This is a genomic window from Novosphingobium sp. (assembly GCF_036820275.1).
Lineage (GTDB): Bacteria > Pseudomonadota > Alphaproteobacteria > Sphingomonadales > Sphingomonadaceae > Novosphingobium.
This window is the reverse complement of the sequence record NZ_DAISLT010000007.1, coordinates 44,133-67,065: the sequence shown is the minus strand read 5'-3', so window position 1 is coordinate 67,065 and position 22,933 is coordinate 44,133. Positions and strand designations below refer to the sequence as shown.

Genomic DNA, 22,933 nt, shown 5'->3' with positions numbered 1-22,933 from the left:
GCCGCCGAAGCCAGGAGATAACGACGATGAAGACCCGGCTCATGGCCGCCGCCGCCCCCCTCGTGCTTGGTGCGGCCCTGCTTGGAGGATTTTCCGTGACCGCTATTGCGAAGACCGGCACCAACACCGCTGCTCCTGCCTACACCGGCCCCTTCGCCAAGCCCAGCACGCTTCCGTTCCATGCGCCGGACTTCACCCAGTACAAGGACGCCGACTGGCAGCCCGCCATCGAGGCCGGCATCGCCGCCAAGCGCGCCGAGATCAAGGCGATCGCAGGCAGCAAGGCCAAGCCGACGTTCGAGAACACCATCGTCGCGATGGAACGCGCCGGCACGCTCTATGACCGCGCCTACAATGTGTTCAGCCAGCTCACCTCGGCCAATACCAGCGATACCCTCGACGCCATCGACACCGCCGTCAGCCCGCAGATTTCCGCGCTCAACGACGACATCTACCTCGACGATGCGCTCTTCGCCCGCGTGAAGGCCGTCCATGACAGCGCGGCAGGGAAAGCCCTCAAGGGCGAGGACGCCATGCTGCTGGCGACCACTTACGACAAGTTCGTCCACCGCGGCGCCCTGCTCTCGGCCGAGCAGAAGGTCGAGCTGAAGGCGATGAACCTGGAGATCGCCAAGCTCGAAACCGCCTTCGCGCAGAAGCTGACCACGGCCACCGCCGCCAAGGCGCCGCTGTTCGACAGCGCCGCGCAGCTCGACGGCCTCTCGCAGGCCGAGATCGCTGCCGCCGCGAAGCTCGCCGCCGACAAGGGCCACGCGGGCAAGTTCATGCTGGCGCTGGACAACACCACGCAGCAGGCCGCCCTCACCAGCCTCAAGAACCGCGACAGCCGCAAGATCCTCTGGGACGCCAGCGTGAACCGCACTTCGGGCGGCGACGAATACGATACCACGGCGATGGTCACCCAGATCGCCACCTTGCGCGCGAAGAAGGCCAAGCTGATCGGCGCGCCGGACTTCGCCACGTACCAGATGTACGACCGCATGGTGAAGACGCCCGAACAGGCGATGGAGTTCATGAAGGGCTTCGTCCCCGCGCTGCGCGCCACGCAGGACCGCGAGGCCGCCTTGCTGGAAGCCGCAGCCAAGGCCGACGGTCAGGCCATCAAGCTGGCCCCGTGGGACTGGTCCTACTACGCCGAGAAGGTCCGCAAGGCGAAGTACGACCTCGATGAAACCCAGATCAAGCCCTACTTCGAAGTCTGGCGCACGCTGGAAGACGGCGTGTTCTACGCCGCCAACCAGACCTATGGCCTGACCTTCAAGCGCCGCACCGACCTGCCGGTCTACCACCCGACCATGCGCGCCTACGAAGTGTTCGATGCCGACGGCACCTCGCTGGCGATCTTCTACTACGATCCCTTCGCCCGCTCCAACAAGCGTGGCGGCGCCTGGATGAACAACTTCGTCGAGCAGTCCTACCTGCTCGGTGAGAAGCCGGTCGTCAGCAACACGCTGAACATCCCGGCGCCGGCCGAGGGCCAGCCCGCGCTCGTCAGCTTCGACAACGTGGAGACCATGTTCCACGAATTCGGCCACGCGCTGCACGGCTTCTTCGCCAGCCAGAAGTACCCCTCGCTTTCGGGCACCAACACCGCGCGCGACTTCGTGGAGTTCCCCAGCCAGTTCAACGAGAACTTCGCGACGATCCCGGCCGTGCTGAACCACTACGCCAAGCACTACCAGACCGGTCAGGCCATCCCGCCGGAGCTGATCGCCAAGATCGAGGCCGCGAAGACCTTCAACCAGGGCCTCGGCCTGGGCGAGACGCTGTCGGCAGCGATGATGGACATCCAGTGGCACCAGCTCTCGCCGGAAGAAGCCTCGCAGCCGCCGATGGCCTTCGAAGCCAAGGCGCTCGCCGCGACGGGTCTCAACACCGACCTGATCCCGCCGCGCTACAAGACCCCGTACTTCCGCCATATCTGGGACAACGGCTATGCGGCGGGCTACTACTCGTACATCTGGACCGAGATGCTGGCGCACGACGGCTGGGACTGGGTCGTCAAGAACGGCGGCATGACCCGCGCCAACGGCGATCACATCCGCAAGACCTTCCTCGGCCAGGGCCACACGAAGCACTTCGCGGAACTCTACCGCGACTTCACCGGGCACGACCCGAAGGTCGAACCGATGCTGGAAGCCCGCGGCCTGGCGCCGAAGGCTCAGTAACAGGGCGTGGGAGGCCGGTGCCTCCCGCTACCGATGCACAAGCCGCCGCTCCGGAAACGGGGCGGCGGTTTTGTATGCACTCTACCCCGTCATCCCAGCGAAAGCTGGGACCGCTGTCGGCCAGGCGCACCCTCTCAGACAAGATGCTCAAAGAGATCGCGCCACGATGGATTACGCTCTTCAACAAGCGCGATCTTCCAGTCCCGCTTCCACGCCTTCACGGCCTTCTCACGCCTTATCGCGTCGGCAATCTCCCCGTGCTCCTCCGCCAGCACAAGCTGCGTCAGCCCGTACTTCCGGCAAAAGGCGGAACCTGTCCCCGCCCGGTGCTGCATCATCCGCGCCGCAAGATTGCCGGTCACGCCGATATAGAGAACGCCGCGAGGCTTGTTCGTGAGAATGTAGGTCCAGCCGCCCACGCTCGCAGCGTACCGTAAACCGGCAGCGGTCCCAGCTTTCGCTGGGATGACGACAGAGTTTTAATCGGGCGTCATCTAGAACTGCTGCCGAAAGTCCACTGCCAGCGGTGCCGGGGCGCCGATCGAAAGCGCGCGTTCGCCGGGCTCGCCGAGCCAGTGCGCGGGGCAGTTCCACACGCGGCTGACGACTTCGCGCGAGAGGGCCATCTCGGGCGGGCCTTCCGCCTCCACCCGCCCCTTGGCCAGCACCAGCACCTGATCGGCATGGTTCATCGCCGTCGCCAGATCGTGGAGGACGAGAACGACGCCCTTCCCTGCCCGCGCCTGCTGGCGCAGGCGCTGCATCAGCGCCAGCCCGTGGGCGAGGTCGAGACTGGCGAACGGCTCGTCCGCAAGCAGCCAGCCCGGCTGGGTCGCCAGCACGCGGGCCATGAGCACGCGGGCGCGCTCGCCGCCGGAGAGGGTCGAGACCGGGCGGTGCCGCAAGTCCTGAAGGTCCATCGCGGCGATGGCTTCCTCGATCGCCTCCTGCGTTTCGGTCGCGGGCGCGCCGCGCCAGGGCAGGCGACCGAGCGAGATCAGCACTTCCACCGAGACATCCCAGGCCACTTCCGGCGTCTGCGGCAGGTAGCCGATCCACTGCGCACGCTGGGCAAGCGAGACCGCGGTGAGCGCCCGCCCGCCCATGACCGCACGTCCGGAATCGGGCCTGACCAGCCCGGCGATGACCGAAAGCAGCGTCGACTTGCCCGCGCCGTTGGGGCCGCAGATCGCGGTGATCATGCCCCGGCGGCAATTGAGCGAAACACCATCGAGGCGGCCCGCGACGGTGACGTTCTCGGCCCCGAAGCTCATGCCACCATCCCCCGCCGCATCCTCAGCAGCAGCCGCAGGAAGAACGGCGCGCCGAGCAGGCTGAGCGCGATGCCGAGCCGCAGTTCCCCGCCCGCGAGCGGGAGAATGCGGCAGAGGCAGTCGGCGAAGAGCAGCAGCAACGCGCCCGCCACCGCTGAAGGCACCAGCAGCGAGGACGGCTTGCGATCGGTCATCGGGCGTACGAGATGCGGCACCATCAGGCCGACGAAGCCGATGATCCCCGCCACCGCCACGCCCGAACCGACGATCAGGCCGACGCCCAGGATCATCAGCGCCTGAAGCCGCAGCGGCTCCACGCCGAGCGAGCGGGCGGCCATCTCGCCCAGGGTCATCGCGTCAAGGTCCCGCCCGGCGTAGAACAGCACGCCGAGACCCGCCAGGGTGAGCGGCGTCGCGATCCAGACCTCGTGCCAGGAACGGTCGGCCAGCGAACCCATCATCCAGGTGACGATCTCGCTCATGGCAAAGGGCGAAGGCGTGAGGCTGATGGCAAGGCTCATCAACGCACCCGCAAGGCTGGAGACCATCAGTCCGGCCAGCGTGAACAGCGCCACGCCGCCCCCGCGCCCGGCGATCAGCGCCAGCAGGGTCATCGCCCCGCCCGCGCCGATCAGCGCGAAAAGCGGCAGCATCCACGGCGCCGAGGCATAGCCGGTCCAGAAGCTCAGCACCGCACCCAGCGCCGCCCCCGGCGCGATGCCGAAGAGGCCGGGATCGGCCAGCGGGTTGCGCAAGTAACCCTGCATCGCCGCCCCCGCCGCGCCGAGGCCCGCGCCCAGCACGAGCGCCAGCACCGCGCGCGGCAGGCGCAATTGCATCAGGATCGTCGAGGCGTTCTGAAGTTCCGGGGAAAAGGGGTTGATCCACACGCGGCCCGCCAGCAGCGATAAGGGCACTGCGACAAGAAGCGCGAGAGCCAGTAGCAGGACGAAACGCAGGTTCATGGCGAGAGCGAAACTCTCCTGTCGAGGATTTGCCTGTCAGCAACGGGTTGCGACGTCGCCAGCGCCCGCCGTGCCGCCGCCAGTTCGTCCAACGCAGCCGGGATCGTCGGCCCGCCGCACCACAGGATGGAACGGCTCAGCATGAAACGCCGGGTACTGGTCAGCGCGGAAAGCGCCGGGTGGTGCAGCATTCGGTCCTCCTCGGCGAGCGGATCGCCTACCGCAAAGACCACGCGCGGCGGGTCCGCCAGCACGTGCTCCAGGGGCAGGAAATCGGCCTGGGAGAGGCCTCGCGCGCCGGCAATATTCGTAAAGCCGGTGCGGTGCATCATGTCAACGATCAGGGTCCGGTCCCCGGCCACCAGTCCACCGGATTCCCACATGAGTGCAGGAACTTGGCGAAAACCGGGGGGCGGCGCGCTCCGGCGCAGCGCGGCATCGATGCGCGCAACGAGGCGTTCGCCGCGCTCGGGATGGCCCGCCAGCCGCGCCAGTTCGCGCACCTGCTCGCGGGCGGCGGCGATATCGGGAGCGATCGGCATCTTCACCAGCCGGTAGCCGAGCCGCCGGAATGCCCCCTCGCTCGCCGGATCGAGGAAGGCGCTGGCGACGACCACTTTCGGGCGGATCGTCGCCACTTCCTCCACCGTGCCGGATATCGCGCGGTAGCGCCGCGCCTCGGCCATCGGCATCGAGCTGCTTTCCGGATCCTGGCTGTAGCTGGAGATCGCCAGCAACTGTCCCGGCCCGGTCACTTCAGCCAGAATGGCGTCGGTGCAGGGGTTGAGCGAGACGATGGTGGGATGTCCCTCGCCCGGCGCCGCAACCGCGGGAGCGGCCGCGCTGGTGTCGCCGCCGCCGCAGCCCGCCAGCGTCGCGGCGGCACCGGCCAGAACCAGCGCCGCCGCGATCGGGAGGGCCTTGCGCTTCCCCCGCCCGGTTACCGTCAGGGGAAGCCGCGGGATCACATCTTCACCCGGACCCCGGCGTAAGCCGCGCGGCCCGGCGTGCCGTATGTCCGCACCACTTCGTAGTGCTCGTCGAAGAGGTTCTCGACCCGGCCGTAGACCTGGATGTTCTGCGTCACGTCATAGGCCGCGCGCAGCCCGACGACGACGTTGCCGCCGAGGTAATAGGTGTTCGCCACATCGTCATAGCGACCGCCGCCCACGCGCAAGTCCGCGCCGAGGCGGAAACCGTCCGACCAGTGCTTGTCGAGGCTGGCATAGAGGTTGGTCTTGGGACGGCGGGCGAGCCGGGTGCCGGTATCCTCGTTGGTGGCGTCGAGGTACGTGGCCGAAAGGCTCATGTCGAAGCCTTCCCAGTCGCTCACCTGCATGCCCAGTTCCACGCCCTTGGCGCGGGCGCGACCGACGTTGTAATAGTTGAACGCGGCCAGATCGTAGTCGATCAGGTTCTTCGTCTTGCGGTCGAAATAGGTGACCGAGAACGTGCCGTGCCCTTCCGCGAAGGGCTGCTCGACGCCCACGTCCCACGACTTCGAGGTCTCGGGATCGAGCGCGCGGAAACCGGCATTGGTGTAGAGCTGGTAGAGCGACGGCGCCTTGAAGCCCTCACCGTAGCTGGCGCGCAGGATCGGCGCGCTCTCGCTGCCGCCGATCACCCAGGCGCCGTTGGCCGAGAAGGTGGTCTTGTGGCCGAAGTCCGAATTATCGTCGTAGCGCAGCCCGCCGTTCAGGGTCAGGCCGGTGACCGGGCGCAGGGTGAGCATGCCGAAGTAGCTGTCGATCGAGGTCGAGTCCTTCGAACCGTAGTTGTCCGAGAACTTCTGCTTCTCGGTCTCGGCGCCGACGAGAATGCTCGCCATGTCGATCGGCGTGTAGGAAACCTGCCCTTCGAAGCGGTCGGTGCGGCCATTGGTGGTGAAGGGACCGAAGACGGCATCGTCCGAGATGCGGCGGGTGTCGGTCAGACCATAGCCCACGCGCGCGGTGAGACGGCCATCAAGGCCCTTGTAGCGAAGGTTCGCATAGCCCACCGTGTCGCGCTTCATGCCCACGTTCAGGGCATCGGCGCCGGTATTGTCGTAATCGTAGTTGGCCTTGGTCCAGTAGGTCCCGGCATCGGCGGAGAGGCCATCGACGATCTGCACTTCGGCGCGGGCATTGGCGCTCTTGCTTTCGAAGCCGTCCTTTTCCGTGCCGCCGCGGCGCTCGTTGAAGGCGGAATAGCCGTCACCCTTGAGCCAGTTGCCGCCAAGCGTCAGCCCGACCGGACCCACTTTGCCCGCTGCCGAGGCGCCGAGCTGCTTCTGGTCTCGCCAGCCGTACTCGGCCTGGCCGCGCGCGGTCCACTCGTCGGTCGGGCGCGCGGTGATGAGGTTGACGACGCCGCCGATGGCGCGGCTGCCCCAGAGCACGCCGGACGAGCCGCGCACCACTTCGATGCGGTCGAACTGGCCCACAGTCAGGCTGCCGAAGTCGAAGCCGCCGCCGACATCGCCGGGATCGTTGATCCGCACGCCGTCGATCAGCACCAGGCTCTGGGCGTTCTCGGCGCCGCGGATAAAGACGCTGGCGGGCTGGCCGAAGCCGCCGGACTGGGTGAAGGTCACGCCCGGCAGGCGCGCCAGAATGTCGGTAGCGGTGACCGCCTGGGTCCGCTCGATATCCGCGCGGGTGACGACCGAGACGGACTGGCCGATCTCGCTCGTCGGCGTCTCGGTGCGGGTGGCGGTGACGACGATATTGTCGCCGATATTCTCAAGGGCCGCTTCATCGGCGAGCGCGGGGGTAGAGACGGCAAGAGCCGTCCCCAGCAAAAACAGGTACTTCACGCGTATTCCTCCAACCTGAACGACTTGTGCCGTCCATGGCGGAGCCGCGCGCGTTTTTCTGTGCGCGTAAGCTCGCTGCATGCCGGGACACCCCGCCCAGCTGCGGAACGACCGTCAAAGGCAGGTCTCCTGGCTCCCGGATCGTCGCGCCGCTCCCGCCTTCCCGGTGTGACCCAGTGGCATCGCGTGGAAGGGGCGCTCCCCGGTCACAGTTGCGGGGGCAGCTTCGGACTTGCGCCGAATTCCCTTTTGAGGCCCGGTTGCGGGCCACCCATGACGTATCGCGCGGATTACCGGGCCATGCGGGGAATGGCAAGCGGCGCGCGGGTACGGCGCTGCCGCGCTTCGCCGGGACGATCCCCAACAAACTGTTAAGCGATTCAGTCTATCGCTCCCGGCTGTACCGCTTCGGGACGCCCCCATCTCGGCAGATGCCGTGCGCGCCGAAGCAGGGTAGGCGCGACGTGCGCCTTGTTGGAGATGCGCCGAGAGGACCCGAATTGACCGCTGCCGCCCTTCCCTCCTGCCCCGAAACCTGGGAACCGCGCCCGCGCGATTTCCAGGGGAATTTCGTGCGCGGCGGACGGCGACGGCTCCAGCGGCAGCGGCGCCGCTGGACGCTCGGCGCGGCGGCGCTCGTGGCCGTGGCGCTGCCCGCCTTCGCCTCGCCGCCGCTGGCGGGATGGAACGGGTTCACCGTCATCGGCACCGCGACGCCGCAGCCTTCGGTGCTGCCGATGCCCTTCGAGCAGGCAGGCGCCAGCTTCCCCGGCTCGGCCTATTACTATCTCGAAGCGGAACAGCCGGTGCTGAAAATCGGCGAAGGCATCCATTCGGACGCCGAAGACCCGGTGAGCGGTCCCGTCGCCCGCGCCTTCCGGATCGACAACTCCGGCGTCGACCGCAGCCGCGCGCTCCAGTGCCTGACCGCCGCGATCTACTACGAAGCCGCCAGCGAACCCGACGGCGGCCAGCGTGCGGTGGCGCAAGTCGTGCTCAACCGCGTGGCCCATCCGGCCTATCCCAAGACCGTCTGCGGCGTCGTCTACCAGGGATCGGAGCGCCCGACCGGCTGCCAGTTCTCCTTTACCTGCGACGGCTCGCTCGCCCGCGCGCCGCAGCGCTACTTCTGGCAGCGGGCCGAGGATGTCGCCCGCGCTGCGCTGTCCGGCTACGTCTACGCGCCCATCGGGCTGGCGACGCATTACCACACGATCCAGGTCAATCCCTACTGGGCGCCGAGCCTCCACTACCTGACGACGATCGGCGCGCACCGCTTCTACGCCTTCAACGGCGCTGCGGGGAACCCGGCCTCGTTCCGCTTCGCCTACCTGGGCGGCGAACCGCTCGCCGCGCCGCACCGCCGCGACGATTCCGCCGCCAGTGCCCTCGCCAATGCCGCGCTGGACCCGCTGGCGGTGCAGCGCGCCTTCGAAGGTTCGATGCCCGCCCGCCCGGAGACGGTGGCGGCTCCCGTGGTTTCGAGTCCGTCTCCTGCACCGAGCTATTCCAGCAACGTGCGGGAACGCGGCGGCGAGGACCTCTACCGCGCCCACAATCTCCCGGAAGCAAACGGCATTCGCCCGGAATACGCCAATTCCGGCAAATGGATCGCCCAACCTACGAGCTGAGGGCTGCACCTTAAGGATTTCCCAAGCATGGAGGGCAAGGTTTCAGCAACCATACGCTCTCACCAAGGCTTAGCGGCTTCCTCCTATAAAGAGCCTCCGAGACGCCGCCCCTGAGCGTCTCCAAGAAACGAGGCGCACTTCCACCATGGCAATCCGCTTTTCCGCCGCCCGGAATGGCTCCTGTCCCGTGCTCGTGCGCGCGCTCTGCCCCTCGGTGCCGCTCTGCGCCGCCAACGACAATTCCCCGGCCCGCGCCCGCCTGCGCCGCCGCATCCGCGAAGCGACGGCGGATACCGCCAACGAGCGCATCTTCGCCGAGGCCCTGCGCCACTTCGCACGCCACGGCCTCTCCGCCGCCGCCCATGCCCGCGCCAAGGCCGCCGCCGCCCGCCTCGCCGGGGACGAGGAGTCCTGCACCTGGTGGATCGCGATCTGCCGCCAGCTCGACCGCCGCATGGCCGACGCCTTCGTCCAGCGCATCGCCCGGAACGGGTGACGGCATTCAAGAAAGCAGCGCTGGCCTGACATCCTCCCGGATGGCATCGTGACGCCATGAGCGAACGCTATCTTCCACCTTCCGATTTTCTCCGGGCGATTATCGACGACACCGTCCCTTTCGGCGAGCACGACTTCGGCCAAACCAATCTCGTGCGCCTCATGGAAATGACGCGCGACCTCGACCCGGCCAATCGAGACTGGGCCACCATGCTTCTGTCGCAACTCGAACTCGACAGATCGGACGTTCGCGAGACCTTGATCGGCGCAACTTCGGACAAGGAACCTGCTGTCCGTGCAGAGGCGCTGTTGGGGATCGCCATGCTGGACCGTGCCGCTGCACTGCCCCTCGTGAAACGGGAATTGACGGGCGATGTCGTCAGCATGCCACTTCTTGAAGCCGCCATTCTGGTCGCCGACCCTTCACTGGTTGACGATCTCGAAGCATTTTCAGCCCCTTCCGATGACCTTATGCTCGACAAACTGGTGAACGAAGCCATCGAAGCCTGCCGTTCCCACGCAGGGTACGGCAACATTCGGTAAGACCGTCGACACCTGCGGTTCGCCTGCACCCTCTATAAGAGCCTGATACGCAATCTCTCCAAGCGACCGCCTGCCCTTTCTTCGGGGCGACTCGCTTGCCGCGACGCTTGCCGGTCATCGGGCCGTGCGAGACACTGGGACCGAATGCGGAGGATGCAATCTGCGCCCCCTCGGTTGCGAAAAAGAGGTCGAAACCCTCGTTTCGGACCGCGTTTTCCGCGCACTTGCGTGGCTTATTGCAATTGCGAACTATTATCAGTAAAAAGCGACATACCAGCCATCGCTGCGGACTTTTCCCGGTTGCAATGTCGGTTTCAGGGGCGTAGGCCGCGCTTCGTTGAACACCGGGACCTGCCTTAGCGGGACAGAGCAGGCCACCTTTTCGTCCGTTGGTCCCGCCTTTGGGAAGGACAAGCAAGCATCATGGCTCGTAAGAAGATTGCCCTCATCGGCGCCGGCAACATCGGCGGCACCCTCGCGCACCTCGCCGCGCAGAAGGAACTGGGCGACATCGTCCTCTTCGACGTGGCTGAAGGCCTGCCCCAGGGCAAGGCGCTCGATCTGTCGCAGTGCGGCCCCGTCGAGGGCTTCGACGCCAAGATCACCGGCACCAACGACTATGCCGACATCGCCGGCGCCGACGTCATCATCGTCACCGCCGGTGTCGCCCGCAAGCCCGGCATGAGCCGCGACGACCTGCTGGGCATCAACCTCAAGGTGATGAAGTCGGTCGGCGAAGGCATCGCCGCCAACGCACCCGACGCTTTCGTGATCTGCATCACCAACCCGCTCGACGCGATGGTCTGGGCGCTGCGCGAATTCTCGGGCCTGCCCCACAACAAGGTCGTCGGCATGGCTGGCGTGCTCGACTCGGCCCGCTTCTCGACCTTCCTCGCCTGGGAGTTCGGCGTCTCGATCCGCGACGTGAACACTTTCGTGCTCGGCGGCCACGGCGACACCATGGTGCCGGTCGTGCAGTACTCGACCGTCAACGGCATCCCGGTTCCGGACCTCATCAAGCAGGGCCGCACCACCCAGGAAAAGATCGACGCGATCGTGCAGCGCACCCGTTCGGGCGGCGGCGAGATCGTCGGCCTGCTCAAGACCGGCTCGGCTTTCTACGCCCCGGCCGCCTCGGGCATCGCCATGGCCGAAGCCTACCTGAACGACCAGAAGCGCATCCTGCCGATCGCCGCCTATGTCGACGGTCAGTACGGCGTTGACGGCCTCTATGTCGGCGTTCCCGCCGTGATCGGCGCGAACGGCGTCGAGGAAATCGTCGAGATCGAACTGGACGCCGAAGCCAAGACCAACCTTCAGGTCTCGGTCGATGCGGTCAAGGAACTGCTGGTCGCCTGCAAGGGCATCGACCCCTCGCTGGCCTGATCCAAGCCATGACGCCCCCGTCCGCCCCGTCATCGCACGGGGTGGGCGGGGTCTTCGGCCTATACGGCCCCCGATTTTACTACGCTGATTTTACCACTGGGGCGGTTGCACTTCGCGGAATTTGCGCCATGGCGCTATTCAAGCCGGAATCGGCCTACACCAGGAACAGGAATTAGGATCGACCTATGTCCATTCTCGTCAACAAGAACACCAAGGTCATTACCCAGGGTATGACCGGCAAGACCGGCAGCTTCCACACCGAAGCCGCGCTGGCCTACGGCACCCAGATGGTTGCCGGCGTCACCCCCGGCAAGGGCGGCACCAGCCACATCGGCCTGCCCCAGTACGACACCGTCGCCGAAGCCAAGGCTGCGACCGGTGCGACCGCCTCGTGCATCTACGTGCCGCCCGCAGGCTGCGCCGATGCCATCCTCGAGGCGATCGACGCCGAGATGGAACTGATCGTCGCGATCACCGAAGGCGTTCCGGTTCTCGACATGGTCCGCGTGAAGCGCGCCCTCTCGGGCTCGAAGTCGCGCCTGATCGGTCCGAACTGCCCCGGCGTCCTGACCCCCGGCGAATGCAAGATCGGCATCATGCCCGGCAGCATCTTCTCCAAGGGTTCGGTCGGCGTCGTCTCGCGCTCGGGCACGCTCACCTATGAAGCGGTGTTCCAGACCACCAACGCCGGCCTCGGCCAGACCACCGCAGTCGGCATCGGCGGCGACCCGGTCAACGGCACCAACTTCATCGACGTCCTGGAGCTGTTCCTGGCCGACGACGAAACCAAGTCGATCATCATGATCGGCGAAATCGGCGGCAGCGCCGAAGAAGAAGCGGCCCAGTTCCTCAAGGACGAAGCCAAGCGCGGCCGCAAGAAGCCCATGGCGGGCTTCATCGCCGGTCGCACGGCGCCTCCGGGCCGCCGCATGGGCCACGCCGGCGCGATCGTGTCGGGCGGCCAGGGCGGCGCCGAAGACAAGATCGCGGCGATGGAAGAAGCGGGCATCCGCGTCTCCGCCTCGCCGTCGCTTCTGGGTGAAACCCTTGTGGAAGTCCTCAAGGAACTCGCCTGACCCTATTCCCCGCGGGCGGCGCGTAGTCTTCGGACCCGCGCCGCCTCGGGACCCACGAACGATCCGGCACGCTCAGAGGCCGGACGCACATGCGAACGAAACGGCCCCTCCTCTCCTCCGGGACCATCGGACGCTCTATTTAGCTTGGTAGCGCCGGCCGTTTTCCGGCGCGACAAAAGGTGACACCCGATGGGCGACGAAAGTTTCGACTTCACCCCCGATGAAGCCCTCGACGGCCCGCAGGCCGGCCCGAGCTGGCAGCGCAAGAACTGGCCGCTTGTTGGAGCGGAATTCGAGGACGACCTGACCCAGGGCCTCGACCCCAGCGCGCTCAAGATCAAGATCGAGAAAGCAGCGGCAAAGGGCGGCCAGAAGGTCGACCAGTCCCGCATAGACGAAGCCGCGGCCGACGCAATCCGCGCCATGATGCTGATCCGCACATATCGCGTGCGCGGTCACCTGGCAGCCGATCTCGATCCGCTCGGCCTCAACCAGCGGAACCTTCCCGCTGACCTCACGCCCGAATACCACGGCTTCGTAGGCGCCGCGCAGGACCGTTCGGTCTATGTCGGCGGTGCGCTCGGCCTGGAGTGGACGACCGTTCGCGAGATCGTGCAGATCCTGCGCGCGAACTACTGCGGCAAGGTCGGCCTCGAGTACATGCACATCGCCGATGTCGAGGAACGCCGTTTCCTCCAGGAGCGCATGGAAGGTGCCGACAAGGAAATCGAGTTCACCGCAGAAGGCAAGAAGGCGATCCTTCAGGCCGTCGTGCGCGGCGAGCAGTACGAGAAGTTCCTCGGCAAGAAGTACGTCGGCACCAAGCGCTTCGGCCTCGACGGCGGCGAAGCGATGATCCCGGCGCTCGAAGCCGTGATCAAGTACGGCGGCGTGCAGGGCGTCAAGGAGATCGTCTACGGCATGGCCCACCGCGGCCGCCTGAACGTCCTCGCGAACGTCCTCGCCAAGCCCTACAAGGTCATCTTCCACGAATTCTCGGGCGGCACCGCCAACCCGGAAGACGTCGGTGGCTCGGGCGACGTGAAGTACCACCTCGGCACTTCGGCCGACCGTGAGTTCGACGGCATCAAGGTCCACATGAGCCTGATGCCCAACCCGTCGCACCTCGAAACCGTCGATCCGGTCGTGCTCGGCAAGGTCCGCGCCTACCAGACCATCGCCGACGACATCGGCGACGACATCGGCCCCGGCGCCAAGCACAAGCAGGTGCTGCCGGTCCTGATCCACGGTGACGCGGCCTTCGCCGGCCAGGGCATCATCTGGGAGTGCTTCGGCCTCTCGGGCGTGAAGGGCTACAACACCGGCGGCTGCATCCACTTCATCATCAACAACCAGATCGGCTTCACGACGAGCCCGCAGTTCGCGCGCAACTCGCCGTACCCGTCGGACGTGGCGAAGGGCGTTCAGGCCCCGATCCTGCACGTCAACGGCGACGATCCGGCTGCCGTGACCTTCGCGTGCAAGCTGGCGATCGACTACCGCCAGACCTTCGGCCGCGACATCGTGATCGACATGTGGTGCTATCGCCGCTTCGGCCACAACGAAGGCGACGAGCCCGGCTTCACGCAGCCGCTGATGTACCAGAAGATCCGCCAGCACCCGCCGGTCAGCCAGATCTACGGCGAGCGCCTGAAGAAGGAAGGCGTCATCGACGACGGCTTCCTGCCGCAGACGGAAGCGGAATTCACCGCGCACCTCGAAGAGCAGTTCGAGGCGGCCAAGACCTACAAGTCCAACCAGGCCGACTGGTTCTCGGGCCAGTGGAGCGGCTTCCACAAGCCCGCCGATCCGGAAACCGCGCGCCGTAACGTCGACACCACGATCGAGACCAAGCTGTTCGACAGCCTCGGCCGTACCCTGACCACGGTTCCCGAAGACCTGACCGTCCACAAGACCCTGGCCCGCGTGCTCGCGGCCAAGGAAGAGATGTTCAAGTCGGGCGAAGGCTTCGACTGGGCCACGGCGGAAGCGCTCGCTTTCGGCAGCCTCGTCACCGAAGGCTACAACGTGCGCCTGTCGGGCCAGGACTGCGAACGCGGCACCTTCTCGCAGCGTCACTCCGTCTGGGTCGACCAGAAGGACGAGCACAAGTACACGCCGCTGACCACCCTGCCCCACGGCCGTTTCGAGGTTCTGAACTCGACGCTGTCGGAATACGGCGTGCTCGGCTTCGAGTACGGCTTCGCCAGTGCCGACCCGAAGACGCTGGTGCTCTGGGAAGCCCAGTTCGGCGACTTCGCCAACGGTGCGCAGATCATCATCGACCAGTACGTCGCCTCGGCCGAGTCCAAGTGGCTGCGCGCCAACGGCCTCGTCATGCTGCTGCCCCACGGCTACGAAGGCCAGGGTCCGGAGCACTCGTCGGCGCGTCTGGAGCGTTACCTGCAGCTCTGCGCGCAGGACAACATCCAGGTCTGCAACATCACGACGCCCGCGAACTACTTCCACGTTCTGCGCCGTCAGATGCACCGCCCGTTCCGCAAGCCGCTGATCATCATGACCCCGAAGTCGCTGCTCCGCCACCCGCTGGCGAAGTCGGCTGCATCGGAGTTCACCGGCGGCACCTTCTCGCGCATCCTTTCCGATCCGAACGGTTCGGAAGATACCGCGACCAAGAAGGTCATCCTGTGCTCGGGCAAGGTCTTCTACGACCTGCTCGAAGCCCGCGATGCCGCAGAGATCGACGATACCCAGATCATCCGCATCGAGCAGCTCTATCCCTTCCCGGGCGAGCCGCTGGCCAAGCGCCTTGCGCGCATGCCGAACCTCGAAGAGGTCGTGTGGTGTCAGGAAGAACCGCAGAACAACGGTTCCTGGTTCTTCGTCGAATCGCAGATCGAGGCTGCCGCCATCGAAGCCGGAGCGGCCCAGCCGCGTCCGCGCTACGCCGGACGCAACGCCTCGGCCTCGCCTGCCACCGGCCTCGCCAAGCGCCACGTTGCCGAACAGGCCGCGCTGGTTGCAGACGCGCTGCATCTTTCCGTTCGTTCCGAACTCCGTCGCAAGCAGAAGGCTTGAGATAAATCATGACCACCGAAGTCAAGGTCCCCGTCCTTGGGGAATCCGTCGCCGAAGCCACCATCGGCCAGTGGCTGAAGCAGCCCGGCGAAGCCGTTGCCGCTGACGAGCCCATTGCCAGCCTCGAGACCGACAAAGTCGCGATCGACGTCATGGCGCCCCACGCGGGCGTCATGGGCCAGCAGATCGCCAAGGAAGGCGACACCGTCGTCGTCGGCGCGCTGATCGCCACGATCGAGGAAGGCACCGGCGGTGCCGCCGCGCCCAAGGCCGCAGCCGCTCCGGCCGCTGCTGCCCCGGCTCCGGCCCCCGCTGCTGCCGCCGTCGCCCCGGCTGCTGCCGCGGCCGATGAAGGTTCGGCCGGTTCCTCGGTTCTCTCGCCGGCCGTGCGCCGCGCGATCCTGGAACACGGCATCGACCCGGCCACCATCAAGGGCACCGGCAAGGACGGCCGCATCACCAAGGACGACGTCCTCGAAGCGGCCAAGAACAAGCCCGCCTCGGCGCCTGTCTCGGCTTCGGCTGCCGCTGCTCCTGCCGCGCGCAGCGAGGAACGCGTCAAGATGACGCGCCTGCGCCAGACCATCGCCAAGCGCCTGAAGTCCGCGCAGGACAACGCCGCGCTGCTCACCACCTTCAACGACGTCGACATGTCGGCCGTCATCGAAGCGCGTGAGAAGTACAAGGACGTGTTCCAGAAGAAGCACGGCATCAAGCTGGGCTTCATGTCGTTCTTCGCCAAGGCTTCGGTCCTCGCGCTCAAGGACATCCCGGCCGTCAACGCGCAGATCGACGGTGACGAGATCGTCTACCACGACTACGTCGACATCTCGGTCGCCGTCTCGGCCCCGAACGGCCTGGTCGTTCCGGTCGTGAAGGACTGCGACAAGCTGGGCTTCGCGGGCATCGAGAAGGCCATTGCCGAATTCGGCAAGAAGGCCAAGGAAGGCACGCTGACCATGGCCGACATGACCGGCGGCACCTTCACCATCTCGAACGGCGGCGTGTTCGGCGGCCTGATGTCGACCCCGATCATCAACCCGCCGCAGTCGGCCGTGCTCGGCCTGCACCGCATTGAGGACCGCGCCGTGGTGCGTAACGGCGAGATCGTGATCCGCCCGATGATGTACATCGCGCTGTCCTACGACCACCGCATCATCGACGGCCGCGAAGCCGTCACCGCGCTCAAGACGATCAAGGAAGCGATCGAGGATCCCACCCGTCTCCTCATCGACCTCTGAGTTAAAAGCCCCGCCTGCCCCGATCCGGTCGGGCGGGGTTTTCACTTGAGCCGAAACGACTATTTTCCGCTCGTAGCTATTAGTGCGAAGCACGAGCGTACGGAGGCCTGAACAATGGCTGATTACGATTACGACGTCCTTGTCATCGGTGCCGGCCCTGGCGGCTATGTCGCAGCGATCCGCGCCGCGCAGCTCGGTCTGAAGACCGCCTGCGCCGAAGGCCGCGAGACGCTGGGCGGCACCTGCCTCAACGTCGGCTGCATCCCCTCGAAGGCCCTGCTCCACGCTTCGGAATACTTCGATGCGGCCAAGGGCGGCGCGATGGCCGCGATGGGCATCAAGGTGACCCCCGAGCTGGACCTCAACACCATGCAGGGCCAGCGCAAGGACGCCGTGAAGGGCCTGACCGGCGGCATCGAATTCCTGTTCAAGAAGAACAAGATCGACTGGCTGAAGGGCTACGCCCAGTTCAAGGACGCGCACAGCGTCGAAGTGGCCGGCAAGACCGTCACCGCCAAGAACATCGTGATCGCCACCGGCTCCTCGGTGACTCCGCTTCCCGGCGTCGAGATCGACAACGCCGGCGGCGTGGTCGTGGACTCGACCGGCGCGCTGGAACTGGCTTCGGTTCCCAAGAAGATGGTCGTCATCGGCGGCGGCGTGATCGGTCTGGAACTCGGTTCGGTCTGGCGCCGTCTCGGTGCGGAAGTCACCGTCGTCGAGTACCTCGACCAGCTCCTGCCCGGCATGGACGGCGAAGTGCGCCGTGAAGCCGGCAAGATCTTCAAGAAGCAGGGCATGGTCCTGAAGCTCGGCACCAAGGTCACCGGCGTGACCGTTGAGGGCAAGACCGCCAAGGTCACCGTCGAGCCCGCCAAGGGCGGCGATGCGGAAGTCATCGAAGCCGACGTCGTGCTGGTTTCGATCGGCCGCCGCCCCAACACCGAAGGCCTCGGCCTCGACAAGATCGGCCTCGAACTGAACGCCCGCGCCCAGATCGAGACCGACCACGACTTCGCCACCAAGGTGGACGGCGTCTGGGCCATCGGCGACGTGATCCCCGGCCCGATGCTCGCCCACAAAGCCGAAGACGAAGGCATCGCCGTGGCCGAGAACATCGCGGGCCTGACCGGCATCGTGAACCATGACGTGATCCCGGGCGTGGTCTACACCCAGCCGGAATTCGCGGGCGTCGGCCTCACCGAGGAAGCTGCCAAGGAACGCGGCGCGATCAAGGTCGGCAAGTTCCCGATGCTGGCCAACTCGCGCGCCAAGACCAACCACGAGCCCGACGGCTTCGTGAAGGTGATCGCCGATGCCGAGACCGACCGCGTCCTCGGCGTATGGTGCATCGCTTCGGTGGCGGGCACGATGATCGGCCAGGCCGCGCAGGCCATGGAATTCGGCGCGACCTCGGAAGACATCGCCTACACCTGCCACGCGCATCCGACCCACTCGGAAGCGATCAAGGAAGCGGCCATGGCCGTACTGGGCAAGCCGATCCACATCTGATCGGCGCCTTCCTTTGAGGCTAGGAAAAAGCCGGCGGTGCAGGTGCATCGCCGGTTTTTTTCGTTTCGGTGCGCATGTTTAGCACCACGCTTGCAAACGTGCCTTCCACCGGAAAAAGGGGCCCGATAGCACCCGCCCCCCAAGAAAACGCCCTCTCCACCCGCTCAGGCTGAGCTTGTCGAAGCCCCCTGCGGCGTGGCGCTGCGAGCCAATTGGCTCACCAGCAGCCAGTCCCCGGCCATCATCGCCTCCTTCTTGGCACGGCTCCAGCCCTTGAGTTTGCGTTCTGCTGCAAAGGCCTCGTCACGGGTCTGGAAATCCTGTGCCCACAGGAAGATGACGGGCAGACGCCGGGACGTGTAACCTGGAAGTACACCGCTCTGGTGCTCCGCAATACGGCGTTCGAGGTCATCGGTATGGCCGACGTAGTAAGTCCCGTCGCGGCAGCGCAGGATGTAGGTATGGAACGCCATCGGGTTAAAAGTCTGGCGTTGCGGGTGGGCTTCGACAAGCTCAGCCTGAGCGGGGTTGGGTTAAAACCCGGCAAGCCTGAACCCGTTTTGCTGCGCTGACGTGCGTTCACTCCATCGGTCGGTACACTGCCCGACTGTCCACATCGCTCAGTGGTGATCCCAATTCCTGAACACCGAGTCGAGATCGGCGCCCGGCTTTGCCATGGCCTCTTCAACGCGCTTGCGGCCCTGCCAATAGAGCAGTCCGGGGTGGCTGGCCCCTCCCGCAAGCAGCTTCCGCGCCTCGGCATCGGAAAGCGTGCTTTCGCCCGCCACGAAGTCGCAATAGCCTTCGCGCAGCATCGCCGGATAAAGCGGATCTGCGAAAAACCCGAAATGGGCGCGGATCGAACCATGCGTCATCTCATGCGCAACGACACCGGCCAACCCGCGCACGCCGCCGAGGGTTCGCCCGTTGTACACCTTGCCGTCAGAGGAACGGTTGATGACGATCGCATCGGTCACAGGCCGTGTCAGCGCAAAAGCGCCGCCACTGGGCAGCGACAGCCACTTCCAGCGCCACCCTCCATCGGTCAGGTAGATTGGCTGGTCGGGCGCCCGAAAGCCCCGGCCGGGAGACCGGGCGACCCGCTTGTCCGCTTCGTGAAGCGATCGAACGAGATCCGGTGAGATTTCCTGCATCGCATAGACCCGGTGCAAGCCGACTTGCCCCCGATAGGGAAAGGCGAGCAAGCTGGGAGCAAACAACGGCATTGCGGCCAAAACCGCCATTGCCGTAAATCCCATTCCCAACCGAGATGCCTTCATCCCTATCGCTCTTCCTTTTGCAAAGACGGGAAAATCTTGAGCCGCTGCCACACCATTTTCAAGTGAAGCCTTTGAAATGACGGCACATGGCTATTCGTCCCCATCCCCGCTATCCAACCGCCATGAGCCTCCGCCCGTTCCATCTCGCCTTCCCCGTCCATGACCTTGACGCCGCGCGAGCGTTCTGGGGCGGGGTCATGGGGTGCCGTGAGGGGCGCAGCAGTGCGGCCTGGATCGACTTCGACTTCCATGGCCACCAGATCGTCGCCCATCTCGTGCCCGGCATGGCGCGCGGGGATGCCGGGTCCAATCCGGTCGACGGCCACGGCGTGCCGGTGCCGCATTTCGGGATCGTGCTGGCCATGGAAGACTGGCAGGCCCTCGCCGACCGCCTGCGCGAGGCCGGGATCGCCTTCGGCATCGAACCCTATATCCGCTTCGCCGGACAGGCGGGCGAGCAGGCAACGATGTTCTTCCGCGATCCTTCCGGCAATGCCATCGAAATGAAGGCCTTCGCCGACCTAGGGCAGCTCTTCGCAACCGACTGAGCATCCTCGAAGACCGGCAAATTCAAACCCTGGAAACAAACCGGACACGTTCTACTGCTACCTCTCGTGCATAACAATTGAGCAGATGATGCCTCATTTTTAGGCACAACGAGAGGATGTAAGACGTGAGCCTCCTTGCCCTGACCACCGCAGCCGCCGCCCTCATCGGCCCGGCCCCTGCCCATAGCGTCCAGATCGACCATCGCGGCGCCAGTTATGCCGTTGAATACGTCACCCATGTCGAGACCAGCGCCAAGGCCATCGGCATGTCGCCAGGAACGCGGCCGAGCACCCGCCGCTGCATCGTCAGCGCCGAAGTCAGCGTGGAGCGCCGCATCCAGCCCGCCGGCGGCGGCCGCGCCATCGCCTCGCGCCTGCCCGGTAGCCGCAGCTTCACCCAAAACCACCCCGGCGACTGCCGCAAGGGCAGCGACGATGGTGCAAAGCTGGTCGCCGCGCGCTCCGATGCGATCGAGGCCCATGTCCGCCAGCTCGCCTCGGCCGACCACCACGACACTCTGGCCGCTATCGATGCCGCCCGCGATTTCGCGGTGAACTGAAAACAGGCTACAGCCTGCGAATGAACCGTTTCCTGATTCCGGCGGCGCTCTCGGCCGCCGCTTTCGCCGCGCCGACGACCGTCCTTGCGCAGTCCGCCTCCCCCAGCCTCTCGGTCGAAGCGACCACGGACTTGCGCGAGCGCGGGCTGAGCTGGTCGGGCGGCAAGGCGGCCATGTCGCTCGACGCCACCCTGCCCGTCTCGCCAAGCATCTCGGTCGATCTCGGTGCCGCCAGCCTGCGTGACAGCGCCCGGCACGGCGGCGCCGATCTCGGCCTTTCCGTCGCGCCCGAAGTCTCGCTGCTGTCCACCGGCGGCTGGACGCTCTCGGCCGGCGCCACCGGGCATGTCTTCGTCGGCGCATCCGGCCTCAGCTACGGCGAGCTGAACTCAACCCTTGCCTATGCCATCGGCCCGGCCCAGCTCTCGTTCGGCGCCAGCTTCGCCCCCTCGCAGAAGGCGATCGGCGGCAGCGACCTCTATCTGGAGGGCAATGCCACCGTGGGCATTCCCGGCACCGCGCTGACCCTCTACGGCGGCGGCGGCTACAGCACCGGCTCCACCCGCGACACTGCGCTCGCCGCCGAGCGGGTGCGGCGCCTGCGCCCGGACGGCAGCTACTGGGATTACTATCTCGGCGTGGAGCACCAGATGGACCGCCTCGCGCTGGGCCTGCGCTTCACCGGCACGTCCATCGGCGACGACCTTGCGCCCGGCCGCTACCTCGATCGCGACACCGGCACGCGCCTTGCGGCCTACTTGCGCTTCACGCCGTAACGCGGGCTGGGAACCGGCGCATGTCTCGGGTATTGTGCCTAATTCAGGGGCCATATCCGGGGCATTCACGGCATGACGACACGAGGCGTCCGGGAAGCTATCACGGCGGGAGGGATCGCACTCTGCCTCGCCTTCTCGGTTGCAGGCTGCAAGCGCCATGCCGACCATGAACCACCCCCGCGCGCCAACGACACCATTGCCGTGGAACCCCGCGCCTCGCTGATTACGGTTCCGCTGCACGCCGACGTAACCGGTCTCGCCGCCGCGCTGGAAAAGGAAATTCCGCGCAGGCTCTGGGCGATCGACCGTCCCGAGACCACCTGCGTCCCTTCGAAGCGGGTGAAAGTGGCCTTCGTCAAGCTCAAGACCCCCACGCTGAAATGCCGCGTCGTCGGCGAAGTGACGCGCGGCGCCCTGCGTTTCCAGGGCAAGGGCCGCGACATCGTACTCACCATGCCGCTCCACGCCGTGGTCCGGGCCGAAGATATCGGCGGCGTGCTCAAGCGCGAGACCGCCACGGCCGACGCCAATGCCCAGGCCACGATCCGCCTGACGCTCGGCTCCGACTGGACCCCGCGCGGCACGGTAAACATCCGCTACGACTGGACGAATACGCCGCATCTCGACTTTCTCGGCCAGCGCATCGACTTCACCGACAAGGCCGACGAGAAGCTGAGGCCCGTGATCGCCCGGCTGGAACGCACCCTGCCCGGTCATCTCGCCCGGCTACAACTGCGTCCGCAGATCGAGAAAGCCTGGGCTGCGGCCTTCACCTCGCTCGAACTCAACGAGAAGAACCCGCCGGTCTGGATGCGGGTGTCCCCGGAGGAACTCCAGTACGGCGGCTACGAGCTTCAGGGCAATCGCCTGCTGCTGCGCCTCGGCCTGAAGGCCGTGACCGAGACCTTCATCGGCGAGCGCCCCGCCGACCCCAGGGTCAAGCCGCTTCCTCCGCTCCGGCCGCTCGAACAGCAGGCGGGCAGGCTGGCGTTCTTCATCCCCGTCATCGCCGATTACCGCCAGCTGGAACCCGTCCTGATGCGCGCCCTGCGCAAGCGGGCGCAGCGGCCATTCGAAGTGCCGCATTTCGGGCCGATCCTGGCGGATTTCGAGAAGGCGACGATCTACGGCACCACCGGCAGGCGCATCGCCGTGGGCGTGACCTTCACCGCCCGCGACAAGGCCGGACGGGTCAAGCCCGCCCACGGAACCGTCTGGATGACCGCCATGCCGGTGAATGCCGAGAACTCGCGCAAGGTCGATTTCGCGGACTTCCAGGTCAGCGGCACCACCGATGCCGTCGGCGGCGACCTGCTGATCGGTTTCGCCAATACGCCCGGCATGTCCGGCACGCTCGCCGCCGCGCTCGGGCAGAACTTCGAGAACGACTACCAGGAACTGCTCGGCAAGATCGCCCGCGCCATCGACGACAAGCGCGAAGGAGACTTCGTGATTCGCGCCGAAGTGCGCCAGGCCCATACCGGACGGATCCAGGCGACCGGCGGCGGACTCTACCTGCCGGTCTCGGCACAGGGCACGGCTTCCATCGTCCTGAGACCGGCAATCGGGAAGCATGCTCCGTAACGGGACGCAAGAACTATGCGACAGACTTGACGTGCAA

The 22,933-nt window shown here is 66.2% G+C and carries 20 protein-coding genes and 1 riboswitch; of the genes, 13 read left to right on the top strand and 7 right to left on the bottom strand.

Annotated elements, in window-relative coordinates; translation table 11 throughout:
- The first annotated feature begins 26 nt into the window (after nt 1-26).
- Nucleotides 27-2,189, top strand: coding sequence for a M3 family metallopeptidase (locus V7066_RS07790; RefSeq protein WP_334182497.1), 2,163 nt, complete (start codon nt 27-29; stop codon nt 2,187-2,189).
- A 134-nt stretch (nt 2,190-2,323) separates the two neighbouring features.
- Here V7066_RS07790 and V7066_RS07785 read toward each other — a convergent pair whose 3' ends face one another.
- The 5 genes from V7066_RS07785 to V7066_RS07765 form a co-directional block, all read right to left on the bottom strand.
- Nucleotides 2,324-2,608: a GIY-YIG nuclease family protein gene (locus V7066_RS07785; RefSeq protein ID WP_334182496.1), complete on the bottom strand. Its 285-nt coding sequence runs from the start codon at nt 2,606-2,608 to the stop codon at nt 2,324-2,326.
- Between the two features lie 75 nt (nt 2,609-2,683).
- On the bottom strand, nt 2,684-3,463 hold the full coding sequence (locus tag V7066_RS07780; RefSeq protein ID WP_334182495.1) for an ABC transporter ATP-binding protein: 780 nt from the start codon (nt 3,461-3,463) through the stop codon (nt 2,684-2,686).
- Nucleotides 3,460-4,428 (bottom strand): FecCD family ABC transporter permease, encoded by a 969-nt coding sequence (locus V7066_RS07775; RefSeq protein ID WP_334182494.1) that lies wholly within the window; start codon nt 4,426-4,428, stop codon nt 3,460-3,462. Before V7066_RS07775 ends, V7066_RS07780 begins: the two co-directional genes overlap by 4 nt.
- Nucleotides 4,425-5,396, bottom strand: a complete 972-nt coding sequence (locus V7066_RS07770; protein WP_334182493.1) for an ABC transporter substrate-binding protein — start codon at nt 5,394-5,396, stop codon at nt 4,425-4,427. The genes V7066_RS07775 and V7066_RS07770 overlap by 4 nt, the downstream gene beginning before the upstream one ends.
- Nucleotides 5,393-7,225 (bottom strand): TonB-dependent receptor domain-containing protein, encoded by a 1,833-nt coding sequence (locus V7066_RS07765; protein ID WP_334182492.1) that lies wholly within the window; start codon nt 7,223-7,225, stop codon nt 5,393-5,395. The genes V7066_RS07770 and V7066_RS07765 overlap by 4 nt, the downstream gene beginning before the upstream one ends.
- A gap of 102 nt (nt 7,226-7,327) precedes the next feature.
- Nucleotides 7,328-7,515, bottom strand: a riboswitch (cobalamin riboswitch).
- Nucleotides 7,516-7,725: 210 nt separating this feature from the next.
- On the opposite strand from V7066_RS07765, the gene V7066_RS07760 reads away from it, so the two are divergent.
- The 8 genes from V7066_RS07760 to lpdA all read left to right on the top strand — a co-directional run bounded on the left by V7066_RS07760 (nt 7,726) and on the right by lpdA (nt 18,148).
- Nucleotides 7,726-8,856 (top strand): cell wall hydrolase, encoded by a 1,131-nt coding sequence (locus V7066_RS07760; protein ID WP_334182491.1) that lies wholly within the window; start codon nt 7,726-7,728, stop codon nt 8,854-8,856.
- Nucleotides 8,857-9,001: 145 nt separating this feature from the next.
- Nucleotides 9,002-9,352 carry a hypothetical protein gene (locus tag V7066_RS07755; protein WP_334182490.1) on the top strand — a complete coding sequence of 117 codons (351 nt, stop codon included), beginning with the start codon at nt 9,002-9,004 and terminating at the stop codon, nt 9,350-9,352.
- Between the two features lie 56 nt (nt 9,353-9,408).
- Nucleotides 9,409-9,894 carry a HEAT repeat domain-containing protein gene (locus tag V7066_RS07750; protein WP_334182489.1) on the top strand — a complete coding sequence of 162 codons (486 nt, stop codon included), beginning with the start codon at nt 9,409-9,411 and terminating at the stop codon, nt 9,892-9,894.
- A 423-nt stretch (nt 9,895-10,317) separates the two neighbouring features.
- Entirely contained in the window at nt 10,318-11,280 is a 963-nt protein-coding gene (gene mdh / locus V7066_RS07745) for a malate dehydrogenase (RefSeq protein WP_334182488.1), read from the top strand.
- 185 nt (nt 11,281-11,465) lie between these two features.
- Nucleotides 11,466-12,356 (top strand): succinate--CoA ligase subunit alpha, encoded by an 891-nt coding sequence (gene sucD / locus V7066_RS07740; RefSeq protein WP_334182487.1) that lies wholly within the window; start codon nt 11,466-11,468, stop codon nt 12,354-12,356.
- A 189-nt stretch (nt 12,357-12,545) separates the two neighbouring features.
- Nucleotides 12,546-15,395, top strand: coding sequence for a 2-oxoglutarate dehydrogenase E1 component (locus tag V7066_RS07735; protein WP_334182486.1), 2,850 nt, complete (start codon nt 12,546-12,548; stop codon nt 15,393-15,395).
- A gap of 8 nt (nt 15,396-15,403) precedes the next feature.
- Nucleotides 15,404-16,636, top strand: a complete 1,233-nt coding sequence (odhB, locus tag V7066_RS07730) for a 2-oxoglutarate dehydrogenase complex dihydrolipoyllysine-residue succinyltransferase (protein WP_277666181.1) — start codon at nt 15,404-15,406, stop codon at nt 16,634-16,636.
- A 114-nt stretch (nt 16,637-16,750) separates the two neighbouring features.
- The gene (gene lpdA / locus V7066_RS07725) at nt 16,751-18,148 is read left to right on the top strand and encodes a dihydrolipoyl dehydrogenase (RefSeq protein WP_334182485.1); all 1,398 of its coding nucleotides are present in this window, start codon (nt 16,751-16,753) and stop codon (nt 18,146-18,148) included.
- Nucleotides 18,149-18,312: 164 nt separating this feature from the next.
- On the opposite strand, the gene V7066_RS07720 is transcribed toward lpdA, so the two are convergent.
- Entirely contained in the window at nt 18,313-18,621 is a 309-nt protein-coding gene (locus V7066_RS07720) for a GIY-YIG nuclease family protein (RefSeq protein ID WP_334182484.1), read from the bottom strand.
- Between the two features lie 147 nt (nt 18,622-18,768).
- Complete coding sequence (locus tag V7066_RS07715; protein WP_334182483.1) at nt 18,769-19,392, bottom strand: hypothetical protein; 624 nt, start codon at nt 19,390-19,392, stop codon at nt 18,769-18,771.
- Nucleotides 19,393-19,550: 158 nt separating this feature from the next.
- On the opposite strand from V7066_RS07715, the gene V7066_RS07710 reads away from it, so the two are divergent.
- From V7066_RS07710 to V7066_RS07695, 4 genes are all read left to right on the top strand, one after another.
- Entirely contained in the window at nt 19,551-19,976 is a 426-nt protein-coding gene (locus V7066_RS07710; protein ID WP_334182598.1) for a VOC family protein, read from the top strand.
- A 125-nt stretch (nt 19,977-20,101) separates the two neighbouring features.
- Nucleotides 20,102-20,536, top strand: coding sequence for a hypothetical protein (locus V7066_RS07705; RefSeq protein ID WP_334182482.1), 435 nt, complete (start codon nt 20,102-20,104; stop codon nt 20,534-20,536).
- Between the two features lie 20 nt (nt 20,537-20,556).
- On the top strand, nt 20,557-21,312 hold the full coding sequence (locus tag V7066_RS07700) for a TorF family putative porin (RefSeq protein ID WP_334182481.1): 756 nt from the start codon (nt 20,557-20,559) through the stop codon (nt 21,310-21,312).
- A 72-nt stretch (nt 21,313-21,384) separates the two neighbouring features.
- A complete protein-coding gene (locus V7066_RS07695) occupies nt 21,385-22,896 on the top strand; it encodes a DUF4403 family protein (RefSeq protein WP_334182480.1) in 1,512 nt (503 codons plus the stop codon).
- Nucleotides 22,897-22,933: the final 37 nt, after the last annotated feature.